The following is a 26,168-nucleotide window of genomic DNA, read 5'->3' as shown; positions in this document are numbered from 1 at the left end:
GATCAGCCCGGGTCGCGGAATCCCGGATGGAAGTCTTTCGGCACCGCAACACTGACGCTGTCCCGCGTAGCTATATCAATACCTTCACTGGCCACTTCGGCCAGGAAGTCGATCTGCTCCGGGGTGATCACATACGGCGGCAGGAAATACACCACGCTGCCCAGCGGGCGCAACAACGCGCCACGCTCCAGCGCATGCTGGAACACCTTCAAACCGCGACGTTCCTGCCAAGGGTAGGCCTCTTTCGTGGCTTTATCCTTGACCATCTCGATCGCCAGGACCATGCCGGTCTGGCGCACTTCCGACACATTCGGATGATCCACCAGATGCGCGGTCGCCGAAGCCATGCGCTGGGCCAAGGCTTTGTTGCTCTCGATCACGTTGTCCTGCTCGAAGATGTCCAGAGTCGCCAGTGCCGCAGCGCAGGCCAGCGGGTTGCCGGTGTAGCTGTGCGAATGAAGGAAGGCGCGCAGGGTCGGGTAGTCATCGTAGAAAGCGCTGTAGACCTCATCGGTGGTCAGGCACGCCGCCAGCGGCAGGTAGCCGCCGGTGAGGGCTTTGGACAGGCAGAGGAAATCCGGGCGGATGCCGGCCTGTTCGCAGGCGAACATCGTCCCGGTGCGGCCGAAGCCGACGGCGATTTCATCGTGGATCAGGTGCACGCCATAGCGGTCGCAGGCCTCGCGCAACAGCTTGAGGTACACCGGGTGATACATGCGCATGCCGCCGGCGCCCTGAATCAGCGGCTCAACGATTACTGCCGCGACGCTGTCATGATTCTCTGCCAGCGTCTGTTCCATGGCGGCGAACATGTTGCGTGAGTGTTCTTCCCAGCCCATGCCCTGCGGGCGCAGATAGCAATCCGGGCTCGGCACTTTGATGGTGTCCATCAACAGGGCTTTGTAGGTCTCGGTGAACAGCGGCACGTCGCCGACCGCCATCGCCGCCATGGTTTCACCGTGGTAGCTGTTGGTCAGGGTGACGAAGCGCTTCTTGTTTGGCTGGCCGCGATTGAGCCAGTAGTGAAAGCTCATCTTCAGCGCGACTTCGATGCACGACGAGCCGTTATCGGCGTAGAACACCCGGTTCAAGCCTTCCGGGGTCATCTTCACCAGACGCTCGGACAGCTCGATCACCGGTTGATGGCTGAAACCGGCAAGAATCACGTGTTCGAGTTGATCGACCTGATCCTTGATGCGCTGGTTGATGCGCGGGTTGGCGTGGCCGAACACGTTGACCCACCAGGAACTGACTGCGTCGAGGTAGCGCTTGCCTTCGAAGTCTTCGAGCCAGACGCCTTCGCCGCGCTTGATCGGGATCAGCGGCAGCTGTTCGTGGTCTTTCATCTGGGTGCAGGGATGCCACAACACCGCAAGATCGCGTCGCATCCACTGGTTATTCAGGCCCATTTACAGTCTCCTCGAGGCGGCTCGCGTCAGGCGCGGGCGAACAATCGCGCAAGCCTATGCAATGCATCGCGCGGGAACAACCCATTGTGTCGATTGAGCTACTTTGTCTGAGCCGATAGACGTCGCTGGCGGCGTTTTGATGGCTAACGTATTCTTCGCGGTTCTTTGAGTCGTCTGACTCGCAAAACTGCTTTTTCCCACATGTTTTTCCGGAGTTCGCTGAATGTCTGTCGGTTGGCTGCGCGCCTGTGCGCTGGTGATGTTGGGGCTGTTCAGCGTTACGGCGCTGGCCAAGGATAAAACCGCAATCGTGATCGGCGGCGGCCTGTCGGGTCTGACCGCTGCTTACGAACTGCAGAACAAAGGCTGGCAGGTCACCCTGCTGGAAGCCAAACCGAGTCTGGGCGGGCGCTCGGGCATGGCCACCAGCGAGTGGATCGGCAACGACAAGACTCAGCCGGTGCTGAACAAGTACGTCTCGACGTTCAAGCTCGGCACCACGTCGGCACCGGAATTCGTGCGTACGCCGGGTTATCTGATCGACGGCGATTATTTCTCCGCCGCTGATCTGGCCACCAAGCAGCCAGCCACCGCCGATGCGCTCAAGCGCTACCAGAAGACCCTCGACGATCTGGCGCGCTCGATCGACGACCCGCAGAACCCGGCGGCGACCGCCACTTTGCATGCGCTGGACCAGATCACCGTATCGAGCTGGCTCGACAAGCAGAACCTGCCGGCCACCGCGCGTCAGCTGATCAACCAGGACATTCGCACCCACTACGACGAGCCTTCGCGTCTGTCGCTGCTGTATTTCGCTCAGCAGAACCGCGTCTATCGCGGCGTTTCCGACCGCGACCTGCGCGCCTCGCGTCTGGTCGGCGGCAGCCAGGTCCTGGCCCAGGCCTTCGTCAAACAGATCAAAACCATCAAGACCAACTCGCCGGTCTCGGCGATCATCCAGGACAAGGACGGCGTGACCGTCAAAGTTGGCAGCGTCGGCTATCAGGCTGACTACGTGGTGCTGGCGGTGCCGTTGCGCGCACTGAACAAGATCGCCCTGACCCCGGCGCTGGATGCTCAGCATCTGGCGGCGATCAAGGGCACCAACTACGGTTGGCGCGACCAGATCATGCTGAAGTTCAAGACGCCCGTGTGGGAAAGCAAATCGCGCATGTCCGGCGAGATCTACAGCAACGCAGGTTTAGGCATGCTCTGGATCGAGCCGGCGCTGAAGGGCGGCGCCAATGTGGTGATCAACCTGTCCGGCGATAACGCCCGTGTGATGCAGGCGTTCGGCGACAAGCAGATGGTCGATCAGGTGCTGATCCGTCTGCACGCGTTTTATCCACAGGCCCGTGGCTCGTTCACCGGTTATGAAATCCGCCGCTACAGCGCCGACCCGTCGATGGGCGGCGCCTACCTGGCTTACGGCCCGGGGCAGATCAGCAAGTTCTGGCGCCTGTGGGAACGTCCGCTGCAACGCGTAGCGTTCGCCGGCGAGCACACCGACACCTTGTACCCGGGCACCCTGGAAGGCGCACTGCGCACCGGCCAGCGCGCGGCCAGCCAGGTTGAAGATCTGGCGGCCGGCAAATCGTTCGAGCCAGCCAAAGTGGTTCCGGCTGCAGCAGCGGCAGGCGCGGCGGGTGCGGTGGCGGCGAAGAAGGGCAACTTCTTCAGCAACCTGTTCGGCGGTTCGGATGACGAGAAAAAGCCTGAGCCTGCGAAAGCGCCAGAGCCAGCACCTGCTCCGGCCGCTCCAGCGCCTGCACCGACCCCGGCACCTGCGCCAGCGCCGGTGGAAGCACCGAAACCAGCGGCCCCGGTGAAAGCCGAGCCGGCGAAGAAAGCAGCGGCCAAGCCAGCGGCGAAGAAGCCTGCGGCCAAAACCGAAACGAAAAAGCCGGCGGCCAAACCGGCGGCGAAAAAAGCTGAACCGGCGAAGAAGCCGGCGGCCAAGCCTGCTGCAACGACCGAGACCAAGGCGCAGTAAGGCTTTGTTCACATGAAAACGCGGCCCTCGGGTCGCGTTTTTTTTGCCCTGCGGTTCAGTCCTTCGTCATCCGGTTACGGGACTTACCGGCGTACCGGAGCCTTCCCACAAGATGCTCGGAATGAGGTGATAGCGGCTGCCAGCGCGCCAATTTTATGCTGGAAAAAATTGGGGGCATGCTATGAAAACGCTTATCGCGATACTGGTTTTGATTGCACTTTCCGGATGTAGCAACGGGCAATTTTTCCCCGGCGGCTATGGTTCTGAACTGGCGCACAAGTGCCACATAGACCCCTACAGTGCCGAATGCCTGCAACCGCCGGCGGTACTTCATAACTGATCGGCCATGAATGGCTGGTCAGTTAAAACTCCCACTTGAAGAACTCTGTCCCGTTCGGCAGTTTCCTCAGCCACTTTTGCTTGGGTTTGCGCAGGCGCCCGATATCAAAACCGTTCATTTGTTCAAGCGCCCTATCCTGAGATCGCCTTTAATCCTTCCTTAACACCTCGCTTGCAGACTCTTGATCGTATTTCTCGATATTTCAAAGCAAAATTTTCCGCTTTAATTCGATAGATAACTCGCTAGTCTTGGTTCGCAGTTCTCACAGGATTTGGGCAATGCAGCTACGTAACTCTTCTTCGCGCTATGGTTGGGTCAGCATCTTCATGCACTGGGGCGTGGCGCTGGCGGTCTTCGGGCTGTTTGCGCTGGGTCTGTGGATGGTCGGGCTGGATTACTACAGCACCTGGCGCAAAGACGCGCCGGATCTGCACAAGAGCATCGGTCTGGTGCTGCTCGCGGTGATGGTGTTGCGGGTGGTGTGGCGTTTCATCAGCCCGCCGCCGCCAACGCTGCAAAGCTACAGCCGCATGACCCGTATCGGCGCTAAATTCGGCCACGGGTTTCTGTATCTGGCGCTGTTCGCTGTGATGATTGCCGGTTACCTGATTTCCACCGCAGACGGTGTCGGGATCCCGGTGTTTGGCCTGTTTGAAGTCCCTGCACTGCTCTCCGGACTACCGGATCAGGCAGATACCGCTGGGGTGATTCATCTCTGGCTGGCGTGGGCACTGGTAATTTTTTCCGGTCTCCATGCGTTGGCAGCATTGAAGCACCACTTTATCGATCGTGATGCGACCCTCACTCGAATGCTCGGTCGCAAAGCCTGAAATTCAACCTCGACTCAAAGGAAAAGAAAGCATGTTGAAAAAGACTCTGGCCGCTCTGGCAATCGGTTCTGCCGTGCTGTCCGCCAACGTAATGGCTGCTGACTACGTAGTAGACAAGGAAGGCCAGCACGCCTTCGTCGACTTCAAGATCAGCCACCTGGGCTACAGCTACATCACCGGTACCTTCAAGGACATCGACGGCAAGTTCAGCTTCGACGCTGCCAAGCCTGAAGACAGCAAGATCGAGTTCAACGTCAACACTGCCAGCGTGTTCACCAACCACGCCGAGCGCGACAAGCACATCGCCAGCGCTGATTTCCTCAACGCCAGCAAGTTCGGCAAGGCTACTTTCGTATCCACCAGCGTCAAGTCCACCGGTGCCAACACCGCTGACGTGACCGGCGACCTGACCCTGCTGGGCGTAACCAAGCCGGTTGTCGTCAAGGCCACCTTCCTGGGCGAAGGCAAGGATCCATGGGGCGGCTACCGTGCCGGCTTCGAAGGCACCACCACCATCAAGCGTTCCGATTTCGGCAAGCAGAAAGACCTCGGTCCGAAGTCCGATGCGGTCGAGCTGTATGTTTCGTTCGAAGGTGTGAAAGCGAAATAAATTTCGCCGCCACATGAAAACGCCCCCGGTCGCAAGGCCGGGGGCGTTTTTTATTGTCTGATACATCACTTCGCGTCACTGAAAAACCTGTGGGAGCGAGCTTGCTCGCGAAGGCGTCAGGTCAATTACTTGATTTGTTGAATGACACACCGCTTTCGCGAGCAAGCTCGCTCCCACAGGGATTTGAGTGATCTTGCGATTTTCACAAGTCAAAAAAATGCCCCGGCTCTTTCGAGTCGGGGCATTTTTTATGCGGTTTGAGACTCAGCGATTGCGGGTCAGCAGTGCTGGTTTCTCGCCACGCGGGCGGCTTGGCAGTTGATCGAGCTGCTCAGGCGTCGGGAAGCGGTCGGCTTTCGATTCCTTGTGCATGATCTTCGGCCCGTTGCTGCGCGGGTTCTGCACGGCCGGTTCGCTGCGAGGTTGATCGTCACGGGCCGGGCGGCGGTTGCGCGGCGCGGATTCGTCACGACGACCCTGACCGTCACGCGGTGCGCCATTGCGCGGGCCGCTGCGTTTGGCCGGTGGCGTGCCGGTGCTTGAGCCGTTGCTGTTGCGTGGACCGTTCTGACGACCCTGAGGCTGGCCACCGCGTGGTGCGCCCGCGCCTTGCGCCGGGGCGCCCGGACGACGGCCACGGCCACCGGCAGGAGCGGCTTTCGGCACGTAGTCGACGCGGTTACCGAAGTTATCGATATCGTCGTCGAGGAACTCGTCCGGGGCACGGTCAGCCGCTGCACGCGGTGGCTGGCTCGGGCGCTGTTCGCGGCTCGGCGTGCCTTCGCGCGGTTTCTGCTGACGGGCAGGGCGCTCGCCACGTTCACCGGCCGGCTTTTCCTTGCCCTTGTCTTTGCCTTTGTCCTTGCGACCACCACCACCGCCGCCGCCGCCATTCGGGCCGTCGCCACGCGGGCCACGGGAATTGCGCGGGTTGCGGATGTCCGGACGCTCGCGGGCTTCCGGCTTCTCGGCTTCGATGGTGCTGGAGTCGAAGCCCATCAGATCGCCGTCGGCAATCTTCTGTTTGGTCATGCGCTCGATGCTTTTCAGCAGTTTTTCTTCGTCTGGCGCGACCAGCGAGATCGCCTCGCCCGAACGACCGGCGCGGCCGGTACGGCCGATACGGTGCACATAGTCTTCATCGACGTTCGGCAGCTCGAAGTTGACCACATGCGGCAACTGGTCGATGTCCAGACCACGGGCGGCGATGTCGGTGGCAACCAGAATGCGTACTTCGCCGGCCTTGAAGTCGGCCAGGGCTTTGGTGCGCGCGTTCTGGCTCTTGTTACCGTGGATCGCCACAGCCGGCAGGCCGTGTTTGTCCAGGTATTCAGCGAGACGGTTGGCGCCGTGCTTGGTGCGGGTGAAGACCAGTACCTGTTCCCACGCGCCGGCGGTGATCAGGTGCGCCAGCAGCGCACGTTTGTGGCTGGCCGGCAGGCGGAACACGCGTTGTTCGATGCGCTCGACCGTGGTGTTCGGCGGCGTCACTTCGATGCGTTCCGGGTTGTGCAGCAGTTTGCCCGCGAGGTCGGTGATGTCTTTGGAGAAAGTCGCCGAGAACAGCAGGTTCTGACGCTTGGCCGGCAGACGTGCGAGGACTTTCTTCACGTCGTGGACAAAACCCATGTCGAGCATGCGGTCGGCTTCGTCGAGAACGAGAATTTCCACGTGGGACAGATCGACGCTGCCCTGGCCGGCGAGGTCGAGCAAGCGACCCGGGCAGGCGACGAGAACGTCGACGCCACGGGACATGGCCTGGACCTGCGGGTTCATGCCGACGCCGCCGAAGATGCAGGCGCTGACGAATTTCAGGTCACGGGCGTAGATCTTGAAGCTCTCGTGCACCTGGGCCGCGAGTTCGCGGGTCGGGGTCAGGACCAGCACGCGCGGTTGGCGCGGGCCGTGACGCTGGGATTTGTCCGGGTGACCGTTGGGGAACAACCGCTCCAGAATCGGGAGGGCGAAACCGCCGGTTTTACCGGTACCTGTCTGAGCCGCCACCATCAGGTCGCGACCTTGCAACACGGCGGGAATGGCCCGCTGTTGCACCGGAGTAGGCTCGGTATAGCCCGCATCTTCGATGGCACGGACTAAAGCCTCGGAGAGACCGAGGGAAGCAAAGGACATGAGTAATCCTGTTTTAGTTAGGGCTTGGCCCAATGGGAGTCTTGCCTGGCGCGAATCACGTTTAAGAGGACGCAATCCCGTCCGGTCCAGCGGCGGTTCCGAAGGCACGTCAGGAGCGCTCGCGCGGGCTGGAAGCTGCGCTGTAGCGGGTCGAGAGGCCTGTTACGGTTCCGGGCGTCCGGGCGTGAGCCTGGCGGGAACGCCGGAGTATAACAGAGCAATCACTGCGCGCTGCTTTCCTGCTGCTCAACGGTTTTGCCGCCGGCCGTGGCCGGGCGCATTGGTGCGCCCTCAACAGGTGCGGCACCATAGCGCGCGCTGAGCTCGGCGTAGGCCGGTTCACGCTTGAAACGCTTGAGCTCGGCGCCGAAACGCTGCACCAGCAAATCCATGCCGGCATTGCGCCGAACCGCAAGAAACTGGCTCTGACGGCTGATAACCGTCGGGTTTTCCGTAATCAGATCGCGAATATTCAGCTCATCGAGCAAATGCTGACCGACGCGGCGATCGGTTATCAGCAGGTCGATCCGCCCGCGCACCAGTTTGCCGAAATTGGCTTCATGGGTCGGTGCCGGCTCTCGGGTAAACAGCTGCGACTGGCTGAAATCAGGGCTGTACAGATAACCCGGCGAGGTGCCGATGGTCAGGCCTTTGAGTTGTTCGAGGGTGTTGAATGGATGCGGCCGGTCGTTGGCGTAGAACATCACGAATTCGACATCGGACAACGGTTCGCTGGGATAGAGCAAGGTGGCGTCGCGTTCGGCGCTGTGAAAGATGTCCAGCGCACCGTCGGCCTGGCCGGTCTCGAGCATCGACAGGCAGCGCTTCCACGGCAGGAACTGCCATTCCACTTCAATGCCCAGACGCTGGAACACGATGGCGGTGGTTTCGTAGTCAAGACCGAGGTTCTTTCCGCCCTGTTCGTAGACGTACGGCGCCCACGGCTCGGTGACAATACGCAACTTCTCCCCCCGAGCGGCGACGCTCAGGCAAGTCAAAAGAATAACGCTCAGCAGTTGGGCAATAAGGGGCATGGCCTGAGGTTAGTACGCGAAACGCCTGATGAGAAGCTCTGGCATGCATGTTTCGCGCAGACCCCGGGCGCAATGGCCGTGATGGCCTTATTTGCTTGCGGTTTTCAGCAGGTGTTGGTGGACCTTCGCGTGACGCGAACCAAGGATCCGCTTGACCAGGCCGCGACTGAACCAGTCCCTGAGCAAGTGCCTGCAAACCGGCTTGCCAATGCGTTTCTGCTGGTTTTCCAGCGCCTTGTCCCACCAGACCGCTGCACACGCCTGATCGAACTCGTTGGGATGTTCATAGCAGCCGTAAAGGATTTCGCGCATGAACTGACGCAGATGTGCCGGCAGCAGCAACGTGGCGAGCTTGTAGAACATCCGCTGCAGGCGCGGTGGTCGCGGCAGTTGCGGCGACACCCGCCGGGTGTCGTCCAGTGCAGCCTCGCCGGTCGGGTTGTCGCCATGTTTGGCGACCCAGGCCTGAACCTTGGCCCTGAACAGGTGCTTGCGGCTCCAGTAATGGTGAATCAGATCCGGGCACTTGTTGACGTCGAGCGTGCGGTAGGCGGCCACTGACAGGCAGAACTCTTCGAGGGTGTAGGCGCCCTGTGCCGACGGGAACAGCTCATCAATCAAAGCGATGGAGCGGTCCAGCACGTGAGCGTCCTGCCGGTGCAAGCCGATGACGCCGGAGTTGAGCAGGCGCATGTGATCGTCAGTCAGGCCTTTGTCCAGCAGTGTGGCCGACAGCGTGCGGTAGAGCAGGCTCATCTTGTTGTCGCCATAGCGGGCGTAGTAGTCATTGCACAGCAGCGTGCCGGGCTGTACCCGCTCGAACAGTTTCAGCGGCGAGCAGTGGAAAAACGTATCGGTGTCGATCAACAGCGCCGTTTCATGCTCTTCAAGTACCGAGCGCAACGCGACATGTTTGATGCGGAAATGATAACCGTGGGGCTCGCTCCATTTCTGGCGCGTTTCGGCGTCCAGCGGGCGAATGCGTACGGGGAGATGCTCGTAGGGTTGCGGATTGTCGCTGAAGACCTGGATATCGATCGCGGCATCCGGTGTCTCGCGCAACCACGCCAGAGCACTGGCGATGCTGAAAACAGCTTCCTGATGGTAAGTCTCGGCACCGAAAACCAGATAGACCAGTTGAGGGCGTGTTTTTGTTTGCGCGCAGATCATCGACAACAATATTCCATTTGTGCTTTTCATTGAAAAGGCCCGGTGAGGGCCTTTTTTATCGCATGGAAAACCTTCAGCGCGGCAGCTTCAGGTTGTTCCAGATGGCCAGGCTAGGTTCGGCCTGGTTCATCGAGTAGAAGTGCAGCCCCGGTGCGCCGCCCTGCAGCAGGCGTTCGCACATTTCGCTGACGACTTGTTCGCCAAAGCTTTGAATGCTTCGCGTGTCGTCGCCGTAGGCTTCCAGTTGCTTGCGGATCCAGCGCGGGATTTCCGCACCGCAGGCATCGGAGAAGCGCGCGAGTTTGCTGTAGTTGGTGATCGGCATGATCCCCGGCACGATCGGCAGATCCACGCCCAGCGCCTGCAAACGGTCGACGAAGTAGAAGTAGCTGTCGGCGTTGAAGAAGTACTGGGTGATCGCGCTGTCGGCACCGGCCTTTGCCTTGCGCACGAAGTTGGCGAGATCGTCTTCGTAGTTGCGCGCTTGCGGATGCATCTCCGGGTAAGCGGCGACTTCGATGTGGAAATGATCGGCGGTTTCTTCACGAATGAATTCCACCAGTTCATTGGCGTGACGCAGCTCACCGCTGGTCATGCCCATACCGGACGGCAGGTCGCCACGCAGGGCAACGATGCGCTTGATGCCGGCAGCCTTGTATTCGTTCAGCAGGCCGCGCAGGTCGTCCTTGCTGTCACCGACGCACGACAGGTGCGGAGCGGCGGGTACTTTGACTTCGTTTTCCAGCTGCAACACGGTGTTGAGCGTGCGATCACGGGTCGAACCGCCAGCGCCGTAGGTGCAGGAAAAGAAATCAGGGTTGTAGGTGGCCAACTGACGGGCAGTGGCGAGCAGCTTTTCTTGCCCGGCATCGGTCTTGGTCGGGAAAAACTCGAAGCTGTAGCGACGGTCTTGGGACATGGTCATACCCTTGTAAACAAGTACCTTCGAGGCGCTGCAATCCCGTGTGGGAGCGAGCCTGCTCGCGAAAGCGCTGGGTCAGACAACCGTGATGTTGAATGATCAATCGCCTTCGCGAGCAAGCTCGCTCCCACAGGGAGAGCGAGCTTTCAGCGCCTGTTAGTAGCGATAGGCGTGCGGCTTGAACGGGCCTTCGACGGTGACGCCGATGTAGTCAGCCTGTTGCTTGGTCAGTTGGGTGACCACGCCGCCGAAGCCGCGAACCATTTCCAGGGCCACTTCTTCGTCGAGTTTCTTCGGCAGTACTTCAACGGTCAGACGCTCGGCTTTCTGCGCTGGCGACAGGTCGGCGTATTTCTGGCCGAACAGGAAGATCTGTGCCAGAACCTGGTTGGCGAACGAACCGTCCATGATGCGGCTCGGGTGACCGGTGGCGTTGCCCAGGTTCACCAGACGGCCTTCGGCCAGCAGGATCAGGTAGTCGTCGTTCTGTGGATCGAAGCTGCCAGCGCCGGTGCGGTGAACCTTGTGCACCTGTGGCTTCACCTCTTCCCATGCCCAGTTCTTGCGCATGAAAGCGGTGTCGATTTCGTTGTCGAAGTGACCGATGTTGCAGACAACGGCGCGCTTCTTCAGGGCTTTGAGCATGTTCGCGTCGCAAACATTGACGTTACCGGTGGTGGTCACGATCAGGTCGATCTTGCCCAGCAGCGCTTTGTCGATGCTTGCTTCGGAACCGTCGTTGATACCGTCGATGAACGGCGACACCAGTTCGAAACCGTCCATGCAGGCTTGCATGGCGCAGATCGGGTCAACTTCGGAGACTTTAACGATCATGCCTTCCTGACGCAGCGACTGAGCCGAGCCCTTGCCCACGTCACCGTAACCGATGACCAGCGCTTGCTTGCCGGACAGCAGGTGGTCGGTGCCGCGCTTGATCGCATCGTTCAGGCTGTGACGGCAGCCGTACTTGTTGTCGTTCTTGGACTTGGTCACCGAGTCGTTGACGTTGATCGCCGGGATCTTCAGCTCGCCCTTGGCCAGCATGTCCAGCAGACGGTGTACACCAGTTGTGGTTTCTTCGGTCACGCCGTGAACGCGATCGAGCACTTGCGGGTATTTCTTGTGCAGCAGCTCGGTCAGGTCGCCGCCGTCGTCGAGGATCATGTTGGCGTCCCAAGGCTGGCCATCCTTGAGGATGGTCTGCTCCAGGCACCACTCGTACTCTTCTTCAGTCTCGCCTTTCCAGGCGAACACCGGGATACCGGCGGCAGCGATAGCGGCAGCGGCCTGATCCTGAGTGGAGAAAATGTTGCAGGACGACCAGCGCACTTCGGCACCCAGGGCAACCAGGGTTTCGATCAGCACGGCAGTCTGAATGGTCATGTGGATGCAGCCGAGGATTTTCGCGCCCTTGAGCGGCTGCTCGGCAGCGTATTTGCGGCGCAGACCCATCAGGGCAGGCATTTCCGATTCGGCGATGATGGTTTCGCGACGGCCCCAGGCAGCCAGGGACATGTCGGCAACTTTGTAATCGGTAAAATCGGCAGGCGTGTTGACAGCGCTCATGAAGAGCCTCCATTCGTAATGTATGCGAATGGGCGCCGTTGTGCGTTTAGTGTCCGGCGCAGGCCGGTCAACGCCCCATCCGAGCCTGACAGGTCGAACCTGCTGCAGCGCCCCTCGGACAGGTGGCGGGAAAACGGTAGCCAGTGAACGTTACCGTTTTTTGAAACGGGGGCGATTATAGCCGCCCGGGCTGATCTTCCAAAGGGTTTCTGTCGGCCAGATGAAGATCGCCAATGGCGACCATAGTCGCAGCTGCCTGGAGCCTGACTGAGCAGTCTGCCAAGATGGGCGCATCTTTCGGCAAGCGCTCAGGAGTGAACATGAATTTCCACACCCGCAAATGGGTAAAACCCGAAGACCTCAACCCCAACGGCACCCTGTTCGGCGGCAGCCTGCTGCGCTGGATCGACGAAGAAGCCGCGATCTACGCCATCGTGCAACTGGGCAACCAGCGTGTGGTGACCAAGTACATCTCGGAAATCAACTTCGTCAGCGCCTCGCGCCAGGGCGACATCATCGAACTGGGCATCACCGCCACCGAATTCGGCCGCACCTCGATCACCCTGACCTGCGAAGTGCGCAACAAGATCACCCGCAAGAGCATCCTGACCGTCGAGAAGATGGTGTTCGTCAACCTCGGCGAAGACGGCCTGCCGGCGCCGCACGGGCGGACCGAGATCAAATACGTGAAAGACCAGTTCAAGGATGACGAGGCCGTTCAATAAGATCGACGGCGCATTCTTCGCGAGCAGGCTCGCTCCCACAGGTACAGCGTGATCCTTGTGGGAGCGAGCCTGCTCGCGAAAGCGGTTGCCAATTCAGCGGAGATTCGCCTGGCCACTGAACAGCCATGAAGCGCAACGGTCGTAGCTACATCCCCCCCCCACCGGTTGCCACGCCATGACCACCCCCACCAGCGACAAGACCCCCGACCTCTCGGCCAAGGAGCAGCACGAAGTCGAGAAGAGCCAGCCGCCGCGCGCGGCCGTTCTGCATGAAATCATCCGCACTCAGGGCGACCAGGAACTGGAGCGCAGCATTGCCGCGCTGTGGTGGTCGGCGCTGGCGGCAGGGTTGACCATGGGCCTGTCGCTGATGGGCATGGGATTGCTCAATTCGCGCCTGCCCGACGGCGACGAATTCAAGGTGATCGCCAGTTTCGGCTACTGCGCCGGTTTCCTCGCGGTCATCCTCGCGCGCCAGCAACTGTTTACCGAAAACACCCTGACCGCCGTGCTGCCGGTGATGACCAGGCCGACGCTGAAGAATTTCCTGCGCCTGATCCGTCTATGGACAGTGGTATTGGTCGGCAACCTCTGCGGGACGATTCTGGTGGCGTACGTGATGCTGGAACTGCCGATTTTCGACAGCAAGACCGACGTCGCCTTCCTCGAAATCGGCCGCAAGGTCATGGAGCACAGCGCCAGTCAGATGTTCGCCAAGGGCATCGTCTCCGGCTGGATGATCGCCACCATGGTCTGGATGATCCCGTCCATGGAGAGCGCGAAGATGTGGATCATCATCCTCATCACCTACTTCATGGCGCTGGGCGACTTCACCCACATCGTCGTCGGATCGGCGGAAGTGTCCTATCTGGTGTTTGCCGGCGAGTTGCCGTGGAGTGATTTCTGGGCGGTGTTCGCCGGGCCGACGCTGGCGGGAAATATCATCGGCGGCAGCTTTATCTTCGCGCTGATCAGCCATGCGCAGATTCGCAGCGAAAGCGGTGCGCCGAAGGAACCTGCGGATCAGGCTGTTAAGCCCGATCCGCAGTCGATCAAGAAATGATCAGTGGTGGGCTGGCTCAGGCACGACGGCCGGCTCATTGCGCGTCGCATGCTTGACCAGTTTGCCGATGGTCAGGCCCTGCAGCAGGATCGACGACAGCACGACGATGTAGGTGATGCTCAGCAGCAGATCGCGCTCCGGGCCCAGCGGCAGGGCCAGCGCCAGTGCCACCGAAACACCGCCGCGCAAACCGCCCCAGGTCAGGATGCGGATGGTGCCGGCCGGCACTGAGCGCCAGCGCCGCAGCAGCAGGATCGCCGGGGCCACGGTGAGCAGGCGCGACAGCAGAATCGCCACCGCCAGCAGGCCTGCGGCGGCCATGTGCAGCCAGTTGAACGGCAGCAGCAACAGCTCCATGCCGATCAGCGCAAACAGCAGCGCGTTGAGCATGTCATCGAGCAACTCCCAGAAACCGTCCAGATAGCGCCGGGTCATGTCGTTCATCGCCAGATTGCGCCCGAGGTTGCCGATGATCAGACCGGCCACCACCATCGCAATCGGCGCCGAGACGTGCAGTTCGGTGGACATCGCCGAACCGCCGATCACCAGGGCCAGCGTCAGCATCACGGTGATCTGGTGCTGCTCGACGCTTTTGATCATCCGATAGACCAGATAACCAATCAGTCCGCCGAACAACACACCACCAATCGCCTCATGGACGAAGAGCATGGCCGTGGCGCTGACGGTCGGGGTTTCGCCCAGTTGCGCGATGCCCAGCAGCACGGTGAAGACCACCACCGCCGTGCCGTCGTTGAACAGTGATTCGCCGACGATGGTGGTTTTCAGTGGCTTCGAAGCGTTGGCGGTACGCAATACGCCGAGCACGGCAATCGGGTCGGTCGGTGAGATCAGCGCGCCGAACAACAGGCAGTAGAGGAAACTCACGTGCCAGCCGAACAGGGCAAAAATGTAGAAGGCCAGGCTGCCGATCACCACGGTGGCGATCAACACGCCGAAGGTCGCCAGCAGGCCGATCGGCCAGCGGTAGCTGCGCAAATCATTGAGGTTGACGTGCAGGGCGCCGGCGAACAGCAGGAACGAGAGCATCCAGTTCATCAGCAGATCGCCGAAATCGATCTGGCCGATCAGTTGCTGCACGCGGTCTTCGAGGCCGGGAAAGCCGAGGACGCTGAGGCCTTGCAGGAGCAGTGAGAACAGCAGGGCGGTAACCATCACGCCGATGGTCGGCGGCAGGCCGATAAAGCGGAAATTGACGAAGGTCAGGAGGGTGGTGAGGCAGATAAAAGCGGCGACGAGTTCAAGCATCCGGGGTCCTTTGGATGGAGAGTGAATGGAGCGCGACCGGAGGTTGGACGCAGGGGTTTGATGGGCGAAGAGCGACATTGGACACACCACAGTTCATTGTGGCGAGGGGATTTATCCCCGCTCGGCGGCGAAGCCGTCGCAATCCGGTTTATCGATTATTTCTGACAAAACCCGATTGAAGGTTTTGGGGGCTGCTGCGCAGCCCAACGGGGATAAATCCCCTCGCCACAGGTAGTCAGTCGCAGAGGTCTCAGCCAGACACATTGACCGCACTCGCCCGCCGACGTTGCAGGTAAATGAACAACAGCGCCGTCAGCACCGTCAGCACGCCGACCAGCGCCCCGGTCCACGGCAGGTCCGCCAGATCCGCGCCGCTGGCAACCACCAGCCCGCCAATCCAGGCACCTGCTGCGTTGCCCAGATTGAACGCGCTCTGGTTCAGCGTCGAACCCAGATTCGGCGCTTCGTGCGCCTGATCGATGATCAACAGCTGCAGAATCGGGCACAGCGCAAAAGCGAAAATTCCCCACAGCACCAGAGTGATCGCCGCCGGAATCACCGAACGGCTGGTCTGGCTGAACGCCGCGAGAATCACCACGACCGCCAGTGCCACGCCGACCAGTGACGGCAGCAAGCGGCTGTCGGCCAGGCGCCCGCCGAGCATGCTGCCCGCTGTCAGGCCGACGCCGAACAACAGCAGCATCACCGTCACGCCGTGGGGGCTGACGCCAGTGATGTCTTGCAGGATCGGTGCGATATAGGTGAACACGCTGAACAGGCTGGTCGAGGCCAGCACGCTCATGCCCAGCGCCAGCAGCACGTTGGCCTTGCCCAGCACTTTGAATTCGCTGGCGAGGTTGGCTTTGTCCATTGCGATGTGTTTTGGCAGCCACAACCACTGCGCCAGCGCCGCAACAATGCCGATCACCGACACTGCCCAGAAGGTCGAGCGCCAGCCAGCGTATTGGCCAAGCGCTGTGCCGAGTGGCACGCCGAGCACGTTGGCCAGGGTCAGGCCGGTGAACATCATGGCAATGGCTTGCGCGCGTTTGTTCGGCGCCACCAGGCCGGCGGCAACCACCGAGCCAATGCCGAAAAACGCCCCATGACACAGCGCCGTGACCACCCGCGCCGCCATCAGCGTCGCGTAGTTCGGCGCGAGCGCGCAGAGCACGTTGCCGAGGATGAACATCAGCGTCATGCCCAGCAGTGTCGCTTTGCGCGGCATATTGGCGGTGCCGATCGCCAGGATCGGTGCGCCGAACACCACGCCCAGGGCGTAACCGGTGATCAGCAGCCCGGCGTGAGGAATGCTCACCGCCAGATCGCGGGCGACGTCGGGGAGCAGGCCCATGATGACGAATTCGGTAGTGCCGATGCCGAACGCGGCAACGGCGAGTGCAAGCAAAGCGAGGGGCATGCGCAAGGTCTCTGTCGGTAGTCTTGACGCTTTGATCAGGCATACGCGTGCCAGCGACCGTTTTCGATGAAAGCGGAGCAGGCAGCTTTTATTGGAATTTTTTGGTGTGCAGCTGAGTACGGCGCGGTGGGTTGCAGTATAAACAGCTGCTGACACATGGCGAATCAATAATCTGACTAATCGACGGCTCACTGGAATTGCCGTGTTATATCCAGCTGAAAGAACCTTTCTGCCGGGCGCGGCTCTTAGCCTGTGGGCAGGTGCTGATCGGCATGCTGGTGATGAAGTTCTGATCGCTCGCCAATTTCACCAATCGAAAAAAAGGACGACGTTATGACAGTGGCTCTGTGGTGTGTGTTGATCGCGATTTTCCTGCCGTACGTGTGCACGATCGTGGCGAAGGCCACCGGCGGTTTCCGCTTGAAGGACAATTATGATCCACGGGACTTTCTCGACAGCGTCGATGGCGTCGCCCGTCGCGCCCACGCCGCGCAACTGAACAGCTTTGAAGTAACGCCTGCGTTTGCCGCTGCGGTGATCGTTGCGCATCTGGTCGGCACTGCGCAGCTGGTGACGGTCAATGTGCTGGCCGTGCTGTTTATCACCAGTCGCCTGCTGTACATCATTTGCTATCTGGCCGACTGGGCTGCACTGCGTTCGGTGGTGTGGTTTATCGGGATGGGGCTGATTGCTTCGTTCTTCTTTGTGTCGATCTGATTATCGGCTGTTGCTGCCGGCCTCTTCGCGAGCAGGCTCGCTCCCACATGGAAATGCATTCCAGATGTGGGAGCGAGCCTGCTCGCGAAAGCGATGGATCAGACGACGAAGAACCTAAGACTTTTGCTTTGGTGTATCCGCCACCTGCGGCACTTGCGGCAACGCCGCCCCTTTGGGCCAGAGCATCCAGATCTGCCCCTGCTGTTTCATTTCCCCGGCCAGTTGCCCGGCCGCATCACCCGTGCCCCAGAACAGATCCGCGCGCACCTCGCCGGCAATCGCGCCGCCGGTGTCCTGCGCCGCGACCGGGCGCACCAGTGGGGTGCCATCCGGTTTGGTGGTCGACAGCCATAACAGACTGCCCAACGGAATCACCTTGCGATCCACTGCCGCGCTGTAGCCGGCGGTCAATGGCACGTTCAGCGAGCCGCGCGGGCCTTCGTTGCTGTCCGGGTTGCGGGTGAAGAACACGTAGCTCGGGTTGCTGGCGAGCAGTTCCGGGATGCGCGTCGGGTTGGCCTTGGCCCAGTTGCTGATCGCGCTCATGGTCACGTCTTCTTTCTTCAGCTCGCCTTGCTCGACCAGCCAGCGACCGATCGGTCGGTAAGGGTGGCCATTCTGATCGGCGTAGGCGATGCGCAACTGTTTGCCGTCCTCGGTCTGGATCCGGCCCGAGCCCTGGATCTGCAGAAATTGCAGGTTCATCGGGTCAGTCAGATAGGCGACCACTGGCGCTTTCACACCGTTGGATTCAATGGTCGCCGCATCGTCGTAAGGCTTGAGCACGCGGCCTTCGAGGCGGCCGCGCAGGCGCTTGCCTTTCAATTCCGGGTAGATGCTGTCGAGCGAGACGATGATCATGTCTTCCGGCACGCCATACACTGGCACGTTCGCCGTTGCGGTCGGCGTCAGGCTGCCGGGGTACACCGGTTCGTAGTAGCCAGTGATCAGACCATTGGGGTTGTCGTTCTCGGCGCGCAGGCCGTAGACATCGAGATTCTGCTTGAGGAATGCACGAATCTCGGCGGCGCTTTGCGGCACATTCGCCGCCGCAGCGCAGGTCGGCCCCCAGACTGCGTCAGCTTTGAGTCGTGTGCACGCGCTGCGCCAGGAACCGAAACCGGCGACCAGATCGCTGTCGGAGACCGCTGGCAAGGCTTCCCATGTCGCGCTGGAATAGGTAGCCAGCGCATGGGTTTTTGGTTTGGCGCTGTCGCCGCCTGTGCAACCGGCGAGGATGGCGAGCAGTGGAAGGGTGACGATAAGCGGGTGACGCCAGGCCGTGAAGCGGCTGTTCATGGAGTGATTCCTGTGCCGGTTGGTCGAGTGCTCCATGCGCTCGAGCAACCCGTATTTTTAATAGGGCTATTGGTGTTTGGCGGTGAGCCGAGGATACTGGCCGCCGATTTCCGCGACCTGAAGCCACCATGACTCTGAAACCCATTGCTGTTGTATTGCTGGCCTGCCTGACCTTGTCCGCCTGTGGCGGTGTCGACCCGAATTCGCCGCTGGGCCAGCGCAAGGCGATCTTCAAGCAGATGCTCAAGACCAGCGAAGACCTCGGCGGCATGTTGCGTGGGCGCATTGCCTTCGACGGGCCGAAATTTGCCGAAGGTGCGGTCAGACTTGATGCGTTGGCCCATGAGCCTTGGAAGCATTTCCCGCAGGTGCGCGAGGAAGATCACACCAGCGCCAAGGACGATGTCTGGCAGAAACAGGCGCGTTTTCAGGAACTGGCCCGCGCCCTCGAAGCGGCTACCGGTGAATTGGTGGTCGCCAGTCAGGTTCAGCCGTACAAGGCCAGCAATCTCGGGCCGGCAGTGCAGAAAGTCGAGGATGCCTGCAGTGCTTGCCATAAAGAGTTTCGCGATCATTGATTCCTGAAACTGCTGAGTGCCTTGTGGCGAGGGGATTTATCCCCGGTGGGCTGCGAAGCAGCCCCAAAACCATACAACCGGGTTTTTTCAGTCGGACCCGACCAGTCGAATTTGCGACGGCTTCGCCGCCGGACGGGGATAAATCCCCTCGCCACAGGGCTTCGGTTACTTATCGATCTCGTCCAGCGCTTCCTGCAGTTCCTTGCGCGACTCGGCGAGCTTTTCCTTGCGCTTGTTGATCTTCTCCGGATCGCCCTTCTTCATGGCCTTGTCGAGGTCCGCCTGCCGCTGGCTGACTTCATGCTTGGCCTCAAGCACTTTGTTCTCACGCTCTTTCTTCAGCCCGGCGTCGGTGCAATGTTCGTTCACTTCACGCAGTGCGGTTTCCAGGCCTGCCTGCTGCTCCATGTTGCCGCGTGACTTGGCCTGTTCGATCTGATTGATGATGCCCTGCTTCTTGGCAGCGCAACCGGTCAGGCCCGGGCCGTCTTCTTCGGCCATGACCGGGGCGGCCATGACGCCGCAAAGAGTAAGCAGGGCGAGCGGTGCGAGAAATTTCATAAAAGCTCCATGTGCAAAGGCAATCGGGGTGGGAGGGCACTGCGCTGTTGGAGCGTCTGGCCGGCCGTTGGGTTCCCGCCGGGCGGGGATTGCAGGTTCAGAAGCCGTCGATTCCGGCGGCTTTCAGGGTTTCACTCAAAGCCAGTACCTGCGGGTCGCGAAAGAATGCGCTCAGTTGCGCCGCGCGTCCCGGGCCGATGCCGGCTTCTGCCTGCCATTGTTCAGTGTCGCGTTGTGCCAGGGCCTGCCACGAATCGTCCAGTTGTGCCTGTCCGGCCGGCGGCATGCCCAGCGCTTTCAACCATCGAGCGAACGGCTGTTGCCGCGCGCCCTCAAAACTCTGGATCAGGCGTGCGCTGCTGCGCTCGCCGAGGCCGGCAATGTTAGCAAGCTCTGACGCATCGAGGGTCAGCCAATCCAGCAGGTGTTTCAGACGGCCTGTTTCCAAAAGTTTCTCCCAAGTGCCGCGACCGACATGCTGCATGGCCAGGCCCTGCTTGCCACTGAGCCAGGTCAGACGCGCGAGAAACTGGCTTTCACACCCCGGCGTCGGTTGCCAGCAGCTCAGTACGTGGTAATCGCCGGCATCTGGAATGCTGATGTCTGCCCGTTCGCTGGTGCGCAGTACGACACTGTCGAGGCGCGGAATGGTCAGCCCGGCCAGACTGATTGCCACCTGATCGCCTGGGTGGATGTCGAGGGTTTGCCAGCGCTTGAGCGAGCTGACGCTGACCCGTTTGATTTCGCGGTCATCGAGTCTGAGCGGCAGCAGTTCCAGCACCGGCGTGATCCGCCCGGTGCGGCCGATCTTGAAATTGACCTTGCGCACTTCGGCCAATGCCTGGGCGAATGGGTATTTCCAGGCGATCGCCCAATAAGGTGCCTTGGCCTGCCAGCGTTCGGCGGGTGGCCGTTGGCTCTGACGCAGCACCACGCCGTCGCTGGCAAAGGGCAGGGGCGAGCGATACCAGTGCTCGCGCCATTTTTGCGCATCTTCGAATCGGTTGACGGGCTGTGTAAAGGGCTCGGTTGCAGCGAACCCCAATGCTTGAAGTTCGGACAATCTCTCCGGCAGCCGCACAGGACCTTGCGGCCAGTCCCAGACAAACAGGCCGATCCCGGCGGCCTGTTCAACATCGAGTGTTTTGCGTCCCATCAGCCCGGCGACGGTGGCGCGGGCATTGACGCTGCCGGACTGTGATTGAACATGTGCGTTGAGGCGCCAATAAAGTTCGCCCTGTACCAGCAGATCCCGTGGCTGCCTCAACCGTTGCGGAATGGCTGCGATCCTGCGCGCGGAGGCGGTCCAGTCCTGGCCGTTGACCCCATCACCGCGACTGATGGCCTGCTGCAATATCCCCTGGCGGTAGATCAGCGTGACAGCCACGCCGTCGACCTTGGGTTGCACCCAGACGTTCTGGCGATCACGCAACCAGTGGGCGACGTCTTCGGCTTTGTGCAGCTTGTCCAGACCGGTATGGGCGATGGGGTGGGTGACCGTGCCGGACGCGGTGCGCAACGGCTGCGGGGATGAGGGTTGGTTAAAACAGGCTTGCCATTCTTTCAGACGCAGCTGGGACTGGTCATAGAGTTCGTCGCTGATCAATGAGCGGCCTTCGCGGTGATAGGCGTCGTCCCATTGGTCGATCCGGTTTTGCAGGGTGGTGATTTCGCGTTGGGCTTGGGAAAGATCCCAGTTCGGACAGTTGGCTTGGCTGACGAGGGTGATGAGTGCCAGCAGGAAGGCCAGCAACAGGCGCAGTGTGAAGAGCATCGTTGAGCGTCCTTGCTCGGGGGTAATATTTGAAGGGTAGGTGAGGATTCGAAATGCGTTACCTGGGGTGTTTTTCGAGGTGTTTCCGGATTCTGAATTGACGTTGCATGGGCGGGCGCCTTCGCGAGCAGGCTCGCTCCCACACGGATCTCAAAAATCTGTCAGGCATGAAAAAGCCCCGCACGGCGCGAACCGTGCGGGGCTTTCTTGCAGCCAGGGTATTACAGGCCAGCGGCGGAACGCAGGGCGTCGGCGCGGTCGGTTTTTTCCCAGGTGAACGTGGTGAAGCTGTCTTCGCCAACGGTCTTGGTCTGCGGCGCACGACCGAAGTGGCCGTAGGCTGCGGTTTCCTGATACATCGGGTGCAGCAGGTCGAGCATGGTGGTGATTGCGTATGGACGCAGGTCGAACACTTCACGCACCAGCTTGATGATCTTGTCATCGCTGATCTTGCCGGTGCCGAAGGTGTTCAGCGAGATCGACGTAGGCTGGGCCACACCGATCGCGTAGGAAACCTGGATCTCGCAACGCTCGGCCAGGCCGGCCGCAACGATGTTCTTGGCCACGTAACGGCCAGCGTAGGCAGCCGAACGGTCAACCTTCGATGGATCCTTGCCGGAGAACGCGCCGCCGCCGTGACGGGCCATGCCGCCGTAGCTGTCGACGATGATCTTGCGGCCGGTCAGACCGCAGTCACCTACCGGGCCGCCAATGATGAACTGGCCGGTCGGGTTGATGTGGAACTGGGTGTCCTTGCTCAGCAGTTCGGCAGGCAGTACGTGCTTGACGATCAGCTCCATCACGCCTTCGCGCAGGTCTTTGTAGGAAACTTCCGGGTTGTGCTGGGTCGACAGCACCACAGCGTCGATGCCGACAACCTTGCCGCCTTCGTAACGGCAGGTCACTTGCGACTTGGCATCCGGACGCAGCCAAGGCAGCAGGCCCGACTTGCGTGCTTCAGCCTGACGCTGCACCAGCTGGTGCGAGAAGGTGATCGGCGCTGGCATCAAAACGTCGGTTTCGTTGCTGGCGTAGCCGAACATCAGGCCCTGGTCGCCGGCGCCCTGATCTTCAGGCTTGGCGCGGTCGACACCCTGGTTGATGTCAGGGGACTGCTTGCCGATGATGTTCATCACGCCGCAGGTCGCGCCGTCGAAGCCGACTTCGGAGCTGGTGTAGCCGATGTCGCAAATCACGTCACGAACGATCTGCTCCAGGTCGACCCAGGCGCTGGTGGTCACTTCACCGGCAACGATGGCGACGCCGGTCTTGACCAGGGTTTCCACGGCCACGCGAGCGTGTTTGTCCTGGGCAATAATGGCGTCCAGCACCGCATCGGAAATCTGGTCGGCGATTTTGTCCGGATGTCCTTCAGACACGGACTCGGAGGTGAAGAGGGAGTATTCGCTCATCTCGATGTTTTCCTGAATTTACCGATGGTGAGTGTCGCCAGCCGGTCGCTGAAAGTGGCGAACCTGGATCTGGAAACCATTACGTAAGCCTACATAGAGGCTTTCCCCGGGAACGAGTCCCGCAGCGGTGGCCCAACGGGCCAGATCGTCCTGTTCAAACCCCAACCAGAGATCACCGCAGGCCTCCCTGGCCCAACTCTGGTTGTGGCTACATAACTCTGTCACGAGCAGGCTACCGCCCGGTTGCAGCAAATCGGCCATGTGCCTGAGCGCATCGGCCGGAGCGGCGAAATGGTGCAGGACCATGTTCAACACTACGCAATGGGCCTTGAGGCTTGTGCCGTTCAATGCATCGGCCAATTGCAGGCTGACGTTAGCCAGCTGTTCACGTTCACACACCTGACGCGCCAGTTCGAGCATCGCCGGGCTGTTGTCCAGCGCGGTTACGGTGCCGAAGCGACGGGCCAGTTCCGGCAGAAAAGCACCATCGCCGGGGCCGACTTCAATGGCCGTGGCTGCACCATCGAAGTTCAGTTTGTCGAGCAGGGCCAGCACGCTGTCACGGTACTGCGGCAGGCCTGCGATCAAATCCTGCTGGGCACGGAATTTTTCCGCGACCCGGGCGAAAAAGTCCCGGCTGGCGGCGGCACGCTGACCATGAACCTGCTCGATGCGTGCTTGCACTTCATCAGGCAGATCCAGATCGTCGACTTCTTCCAGCAATGCCGCGTGCAGCTTGCCGCCGAGCAATTCGCTGTGGGGCAGGGCACGACGATAGAAAATCGCGTTGCCCTCACGGCGTGTCGCCACCAGGTCGGCTTGCGCCAGCACCTTGAGGTGATGGCTCATGCCCGACTGACCGATGCCGAAAATCTGCGCCAGCTCCAGCACGCCAAACGAATCGTTGGCCAGCGCGCGCAAGACATTCAGCCGCAGCGGATCGCCGCCGGCCTTGCACAGGGCCGCCAGCTCGTCGCAATCGTCATGGCGAATGGAAGGCACGCGTAAGTTCATAGGGCTGGCAGTCTAGAGACGGGGGCAAGGCACCGCAAGGCCAATATCAAAAAGTTTTGATATTGCTCGATAAATGGCACTTCTCGGCGGACGGCAGTCTCTACAAACGAATAGCGGAAAGGTTTCACCAAGCGAAACCTGTGCTATCGATTGGAAAAACGCCTGCCGATGACTATCTGTCATTGCCCCGAGGCGCATGGGTGAGGGAAAATGCCCTCCTTTTTCCGTTTCAGTCTATTCACACCCAGGAGATCAGCGATGCCTAGCCGTCGTGAGCGTGCCAACGCCATTCGTGCCCTCAGCATGGATGCCGTGCAAAAAGCCAACAGCGGCCATCCCGGTGCCCCTATGGGTATGGCAGATATTGCCGAAGTGCTGTGGCGCGACTACCTCAAGCACAACCCGAGCAACCCGTCGTTCGCCGACCGTGACCGCTTCGTGCTGTCCAACGGCCACGGCTCGATGTTGATCTACTCGCTGCTGCACCTGACCGGCTACGACCTGTCGATCGACGACCTCAAGCAGTTCCGTCAACTGCACAGCCGCACTCCAGGTCATCCCGAATTCGGTTACACCCCGGGCGTCGAAACCACCACCGGTCCGCTGGGTCAGGGTCTGGCCAACGCCGTCGGTTTCGCCTTGGCGGAAAAAGTCATGGGCGCGCAGTTCAACCGTCCCGGCCACAACATCGTTGACCACCACACCTACGTGTTCCTCGGTGATGGCTGCATGATGGAAGGCATTTCCCACGAAGTCGCTTCCCTGGCCGGCACGCTGGGCCTGGGCAAGCTGATTGCCTTCTACGATGACAACGGCATTTCCATTGACGGTGAAGTCGAAGGCTGGTTCACCGATGACACGCCGAAGCGTTTCGAAGCCTACAACTGGCAGGTGATCCGCAACGTCGACGGCCACGATCCGGAAGAGATCAAGACCGCCATCGAAACCGCACGCAAGAGCGCTCAACCGACGCTGATCTGCTGCAAGACCACCATCGGTTTCGGTTCGCCGAACAAGCAGGGCAAGGAAGATTGCCACGGCGCCCCACTGGGTGACGCGGAAATCGCCCTGACCCGTCAGGCGCTGAACTGGAACTACGGCCCGTTCGAAGTCCCGGCCGAGATCTATGCGGAGTGGGACGCCAAAGAAGCTGGCCGCGCGGTCGAAGCAGAGTGGGATCAGCGTTTCGCCGCTTACTCCGCTGCATTCCCGACTGAAGCCAACGAGCTGATCCGTCGTCTGAGCGGCGAACTGCCGGCCGACTTCTCGGAAAAAGCCTCGGCCTACATCGCCGAAGTCGCGGCCAAGGGCGAAACCATCGCCAGCCGCAAAGCCAGCCAGAACACCCTCAATGCTTTCGGCCCGCTGCTGCCGGAAATGCTCGGCGGTTCGGCTGACCTCGCCGGCTCCAACCTGACCCTGTGGAAAGGCTGCAAAGGCGTCAGCGCTGAAGACGCCAGCGGCAACTACATGTACTACGGCGTGCGCGAGTTCGGCATGACCGCGATCATGAACGGCGTCGCCCTGCACGGCGGCCTGGTGCCTTACGGCGCGACCTTCCTGATGTTCATGGAATACGCGCGCAACGCCGTACGTATGTCGGCTTTGATGAAGAAGCGCGTGATCCACGTCTACACCCACGACTCCATCGGTCTGGGCGAAGACGGCCCGACGCACCAGCCGATCGAGCAACTGACCAGCCTGCGCAGCACGCCGAACCTCGACACCTGGCGCCCAGCCGATGCCGTGGAATCGGCAGTGGCCTGGAAAAACGCGCTGGAGCGCAAGGACGGCCCTTCGGCGCTGATCTTCTCGCGGCAGAATCTGCAACATCAGGAACGCGACGCTGGCCAGATTGCCAACATCAGCCGTGGTGGTTATGTGCTCAAGGATTGCGCAGGCGAGCCTGAGCTGATCCTGATCGCCACCGGTTCGGAAGTCGGTCTGGCGGTTCAAGCCTTCGACAAACTGACCGAGCAGGGCCGCAAGGTTCGCGTGGTCTCGATGCCTTGCACCAGCGCGTTTGATGCTCAGGATGCGGAGTACAAGCAGTCGGTTCTGCCGTTGCAGGTCAGCGCGCGTATTGCCATCGAAGCGGCCCACGCCGATTTCTGGTTCAAGTACGTGGGTCTGGAAGGCCGCGTGATCGGCATGACCACCTACGGTGAGTCGGCGCCGGCTTCGGCATTGTTCGAAGAGTTCGGTTTTACCCTGGAAAACATCCTCGGTCAGGCTGAAGAGCTGCTGGAAGACTAAATCTGACAGTTGTGTTGTCCGGGCTGACGCCTTCGCGAGCAGGCTCGCTCCCACAGGGAAATGCATTTCCCTGTGGGAG

The 26,168-nt window shown here is 60.8% G+C and carries 21 protein-coding genes, 1 pseudogene and 1 riboswitch; of the genes and pseudogenes, 9 read left to right on the top strand and 13 right to left on the bottom strand.

Translation table 11 applies throughout. From position 1 onward, the window contains the following. Window positions 1–2: 2 nt before the first annotated feature. Window positions 3–1,409 (bottom strand): adenosylmethionine--8-amino-7-oxononanoate transaminase, encoded by a 1,407-nt coding sequence (locus QMX86_RS06525; protein ID WP_282386466.1) that lies wholly within the window; start codon window positions 1,407–1,409, stop codon window positions 3–5. Between the two features lie 223 nt (window positions 1,410–1,632). On the opposite strand from QMX86_RS06525, the gene QMX86_RS06520 reads away from it, so the two are divergent. The 4 genes and pseudogenes from QMX86_RS06520 to QMX86_RS06505 all read left to right on the top strand — a co-directional run. Then, complete coding sequence (locus tag QMX86_RS06520; protein ID WP_282386465.1) at window positions 1,633–3,402, top strand: flavin monoamine oxidase family protein; 1,770 nt, start codon at window positions 1,633–1,635, stop codon at window positions 3,400–3,402. A 618-nt stretch (window positions 3,403–4,020) separates the two neighbouring features. Next, window positions 4,021–4,572: a cytochrome b gene (locus QMX86_RS06515; RefSeq protein ID WP_073471054.1), complete on the top strand. Its 552-nt coding sequence runs from the start codon at window positions 4,021–4,023 to the stop codon at window positions 4,570–4,572. Between the two features lie 31 nt (window positions 4,573–4,603). Beyond that, on the top strand, window positions 4,604–5,182 hold the full coding sequence (locus tag QMX86_RS06510; RefSeq protein WP_039757580.1) for a YceI family protein: 579 nt from the start codon (window positions 4,604–4,606) through the stop codon (window positions 5,180–5,182). 53 nt (window positions 5,183–5,235) lie between these two features. Beyond that, window positions 5,236–5,361, top strand: a pseudogene (locus QMX86_RS06505) (metal ABC transporter ATP-binding protein); the annotation flags it as partial. An 85-nt stretch (window positions 5,362–5,446) separates the two neighbouring features. Here QMX86_RS06505 and QMX86_RS06500 read toward each other — a convergent pair. From QMX86_RS06500 to ahcY, 5 genes are all read right to left on the bottom strand, one after another. Next, entirely contained in the window at window positions 5,447–7,312 is a 1,866-nt protein-coding gene (locus tag QMX86_RS06500; protein ID WP_282386463.1) for a DEAD/DEAH box helicase, read from the bottom strand. A gap of 221 nt (window positions 7,313–7,533) precedes the next feature. Next, window positions 7,534–8,346 carry a transporter substrate-binding domain-containing protein gene (locus tag QMX86_RS06495; protein WP_110644414.1) on the bottom strand — a complete coding sequence of 271 codons (813 nt, stop codon included), beginning with the start codon at window positions 8,344–8,346 and terminating at the stop codon, window positions 7,534–7,536. Window positions 8,347–8,433: 87 nt separating this feature from the next. Next, window positions 8,434–9,516 carry a hypothetical protein gene (locus tag QMX86_RS06490; protein WP_282390387.1) on the bottom strand — a complete coding sequence of 361 codons (1,083 nt, stop codon included), beginning with the start codon at window positions 9,514–9,516 and terminating at the stop codon, window positions 8,434–8,436. A 73-nt stretch (window positions 9,517–9,589) separates the two neighbouring features. Next, window positions 9,590–10,435, bottom strand: a complete 846-nt coding sequence (gene metF, locus QMX86_RS06485) for a methylenetetrahydrofolate reductase [NAD(P)H] (RefSeq protein WP_016772770.1) — start codon at window positions 10,433–10,435, stop codon at window positions 9,590–9,592. Between the two features lie 159 nt (window positions 10,436–10,594). Continuing rightward, entirely contained in the window at window positions 10,595–12,004 is a 1,410-nt protein-coding gene (gene ahcY, locus QMX86_RS06480; protein ID WP_016772771.1) for an adenosylhomocysteinase, read from the bottom strand. A gap of 23 nt (window positions 12,005–12,027) precedes the next feature. After that, window positions 12,028–12,126: riboswitch (S-adenosyl-L-homocysteine riboswitch) on the bottom strand. 198 nt (window positions 12,127–12,324) lie between these two features. On the opposite strand from ahcY, the gene QMX86_RS06475 reads away from it, so the two are divergent. Continuing rightward, a complete protein-coding gene (locus QMX86_RS06475; RefSeq protein WP_016772772.1) occupies window positions 12,325–12,729 on the top strand; it encodes a hotdog domain-containing protein in 405 nt (134 codons plus the stop codon). A gap of 175 nt (window positions 12,730–12,904) precedes the next feature. Continuing rightward, window positions 12,905–13,792 (top strand): formate/nitrite transporter family protein, encoded by an 888-nt coding sequence (locus tag QMX86_RS06470; RefSeq protein ID WP_073471057.1) that lies wholly within the window; start codon window positions 12,905–12,907, stop codon window positions 13,790–13,792. Here QMX86_RS06470 and QMX86_RS06465 read toward each other — a convergent pair whose 3' ends face one another. Both QMX86_RS06465 and QMX86_RS06460 read right to left on the bottom strand, forming a co-directional pair. Next, window positions 13,793–15,058 carry a sodium:proton antiporter gene (locus QMX86_RS06465; RefSeq protein WP_073471058.1) on the bottom strand — a complete coding sequence of 422 codons (1,266 nt, stop codon included), beginning with the start codon at window positions 15,056–15,058 and terminating at the stop codon, window positions 13,793–13,795. It lies immediately after the preceding gene. Window positions 15,059–15,308: 250 nt separating this feature from the next. Beyond that, a complete protein-coding gene (locus QMX86_RS06460) occupies window positions 15,309–16,478 on the bottom strand; it encodes an MFS transporter (protein WP_042606597.1) in 1,170 nt (389 codons plus the stop codon). 333 nt (window positions 16,479–16,811) lie between these two features. On the opposite strand from QMX86_RS06460, the gene QMX86_RS06455 reads away from it, so the two are divergent. Then, on the top strand, window positions 16,812–17,195 hold the full coding sequence (locus QMX86_RS06455; protein WP_039757593.1) for an MAPEG family protein: 384 nt from the start codon (window positions 16,812–16,814) through the stop codon (window positions 17,193–17,195). Window positions 17,196–17,309: 114 nt separating this feature from the next. On the opposite strand, the gene QMX86_RS06450 is transcribed toward QMX86_RS06455, so the two are convergent. After that, a complete protein-coding gene (locus QMX86_RS06450) occupies window positions 17,310–18,494 on the bottom strand; it encodes a murein transglycosylase A (protein WP_122706791.1) in 1,185 nt (394 codons plus the stop codon). Window positions 18,495–18,622: 128 nt separating this feature from the next. Between QMX86_RS06450 and QMX86_RS06445 the strand changes: the two genes are divergently transcribed. After that, the gene (locus QMX86_RS06445) at window positions 18,623–19,072 is read left to right on the top strand and encodes a cytochrome c (RefSeq protein ID WP_056786463.1); all 450 of its coding nucleotides are present in this window, start codon (window positions 18,623–18,625) and stop codon (window positions 19,070–19,072) included. A gap of 165 nt (window positions 19,073–19,237) precedes the next feature. On the opposite strand, the gene QMX86_RS06440 is transcribed toward QMX86_RS06445, so the two are convergent. From QMX86_RS06440 to QMX86_RS06425, 4 genes are all read right to left on the bottom strand, one after another. Beyond that, window positions 19,238–19,633: a DUF1090 domain-containing protein gene (locus QMX86_RS06440; RefSeq protein WP_016772779.1), complete on the bottom strand. Its 396-nt coding sequence runs from the start codon at window positions 19,631–19,633 to the stop codon at window positions 19,238–19,240. 97 nt (window positions 19,634–19,730) lie between these two features. Further along, window positions 19,731–21,407, bottom strand: coding sequence for an NAD-dependent DNA ligase LigB (gene ligB, locus QMX86_RS06435; protein WP_282387215.1), 1,677 nt, complete (start codon window positions 21,405–21,407; stop codon window positions 19,731–19,733). 221 nt (window positions 21,408–21,628) lie between these two features. After that, window positions 21,629–22,819, bottom strand: coding sequence for a methionine adenosyltransferase (gene metK / locus QMX86_RS06430; protein WP_024014624.1), 1,191 nt, complete (start codon window positions 22,817–22,819; stop codon window positions 21,629–21,631). Window positions 22,820–22,837: 18 nt separating this feature from the next. Then, complete coding sequence (locus QMX86_RS06425) at window positions 22,838–23,833, bottom strand: metalloregulator ArsR/SmtB family transcription factor (protein WP_073471062.1); 996 nt, start codon at window positions 23,831–23,833, stop codon at window positions 22,838–22,840. Window positions 23,834–24,091: 258 nt separating this feature from the next. Here QMX86_RS06425 and tkt point away from each other — a divergent pair, with 258 nt between their 5' ends. Further along, a complete protein-coding gene (tkt, locus tag QMX86_RS06420) occupies window positions 24,092–26,089 on the top strand; it encodes a transketolase (RefSeq protein ID WP_122706795.1) in 1,998 nt (665 codons plus the stop codon). Window positions 26,090–26,168: the final 79 nt, after the last annotated feature.

The organism is Pseudomonas sp. PS01270, from assembly GCF_029959775.1.
Lineage (GTDB): Bacteria > Pseudomonadota > Gammaproteobacteria > Pseudomonadales > Pseudomonadaceae > Aquipseudomonas > Aquipseudomonas atacamensis.
This window is presented reverse-complemented; position numbering and strand designations above follow the sequence as displayed.

Coding starts and splice junctions, on each gene's coding strand:
- QMX86_RS06450 (WP_122706791.1), bottom strand. CDS start 18,494: ATGAACAGCCGCTTCACGGCCTGGCGTCACCCGCTTATCGTCACCCTT.
- QMX86_RS06460 (WP_042606597.1), bottom strand. CDS start 16,478: ATGCCCCTCGCTTTGCTTGCACTCGCCGTTGCCGCGTTCGGCATCGGC.
- QMX86_RS06495 (WP_110644414.1), bottom strand. CDS start 8,346: ATGCCCCTTATTGCCCAACTGCTGAGCGTTATTCTTTTGACTTGCCTG.
- QMX86_RS06465 (WP_073471058.1), bottom strand. CDS start 15,058: ATGCTTGAACTCGTCGCCGCTTTTATCTGCCTCACCACCCTCCTGACC.
- QMX86_RS06525 (WP_282386466.1), bottom strand. CDS start 1,409: ATGGGCCTGAATAACCAGTGGATGCGACGCGATCTTGCGGTGTTGTGG.
- QMX86_RS06470 (WP_073471057.1), top strand. CDS start 12,905: ATGACCACCCCCACCAGCGACAAGACCCCCGACCTCTCGGCCAAGGAG.
- ligB (WP_282387215.1), bottom strand. CDS start 21,407: ATGCTCTTCACACTGCGCCTGTTGCTGGCCTTCCTGCTGGCACTCATC.
- QMX86_RS06425 (WP_073471062.1), bottom strand. CDS start 23,833: ATGAACTTACGCGTGCCTTCCATTCGCCATGACGATTGCGACGAGCTG.
- QMX86_RS06490 (WP_282390387.1), bottom strand. CDS start 9,516: ATGATCTGCGCGCAAACAAAAACACGCCCTCAACTGGTCTATCTGGTT.
- metF (WP_016772770.1), bottom strand. CDS start 10,435: ATGTCCCAAGACCGTCGCTACAGCTTCGAGTTTTTCCCGACCAAGACC.
- QMX86_RS06510 (WP_039757580.1), top strand. CDS start 4,604: ATGTTGAAAAAGACTCTGGCCGCTCTGGCAATCGGTTCTGCCGTGCTG.
- metK (WP_024014624.1), bottom strand. CDS start 22,819: ATGAGCGAATACTCCCTCTTCACCTCCGAGTCCGTGTCTGAAGGACAT.
- QMX86_RS06515 (WP_073471054.1), top strand. CDS start 4,021: ATGCAGCTACGTAACTCTTCTTCGCGCTATGGTTGGGTCAGCATCTTC.
- ahcY (WP_016772771.1), bottom strand. CDS start 12,004: ATGAGCGCTGTCAACACGCCTGCCGATTTTACCGATTACAAAGTTGCC.
- QMX86_RS06500 (WP_282386463.1), bottom strand. CDS start 7,312: ATGTCCTTTGCTTCCCTCGGTCTCTCCGAGGCTTTAGTCCGTGCCATC.
- QMX86_RS06475 (WP_016772772.1), top strand. CDS start 12,325: ATGAATTTCCACACCCGCAAATGGGTAAAACCCGAAGACCTCAACCCC.
- QMX86_RS06520 (WP_282386465.1), top strand. CDS start 1,633: ATGTCTGTCGGTTGGCTGCGCGCCTGTGCGCTGGTGATGTTGGGGCTG.
- QMX86_RS06445 (WP_056786463.1), top strand. CDS start 18,623: ATGACTCTGAAACCCATTGCTGTTGTATTGCTGGCCTGCCTGACCTTG.
- tkt (WP_122706795.1), top strand. CDS start 24,092: ATGCCTAGCCGTCGTGAGCGTGCCAACGCCATTCGTGCCCTCAGCATG.
- QMX86_RS06440 (WP_016772779.1), bottom strand. CDS start 19,633: ATGAAATTTCTCGCACCGCTCGCCCTGCTTACTCTTTGCGGCGTCATG.
- QMX86_RS06455 (WP_039757593.1), top strand. CDS start 16,812: ATGACAGTGGCTCTGTGGTGTGTGTTGATCGCGATTTTCCTGCCGTAC.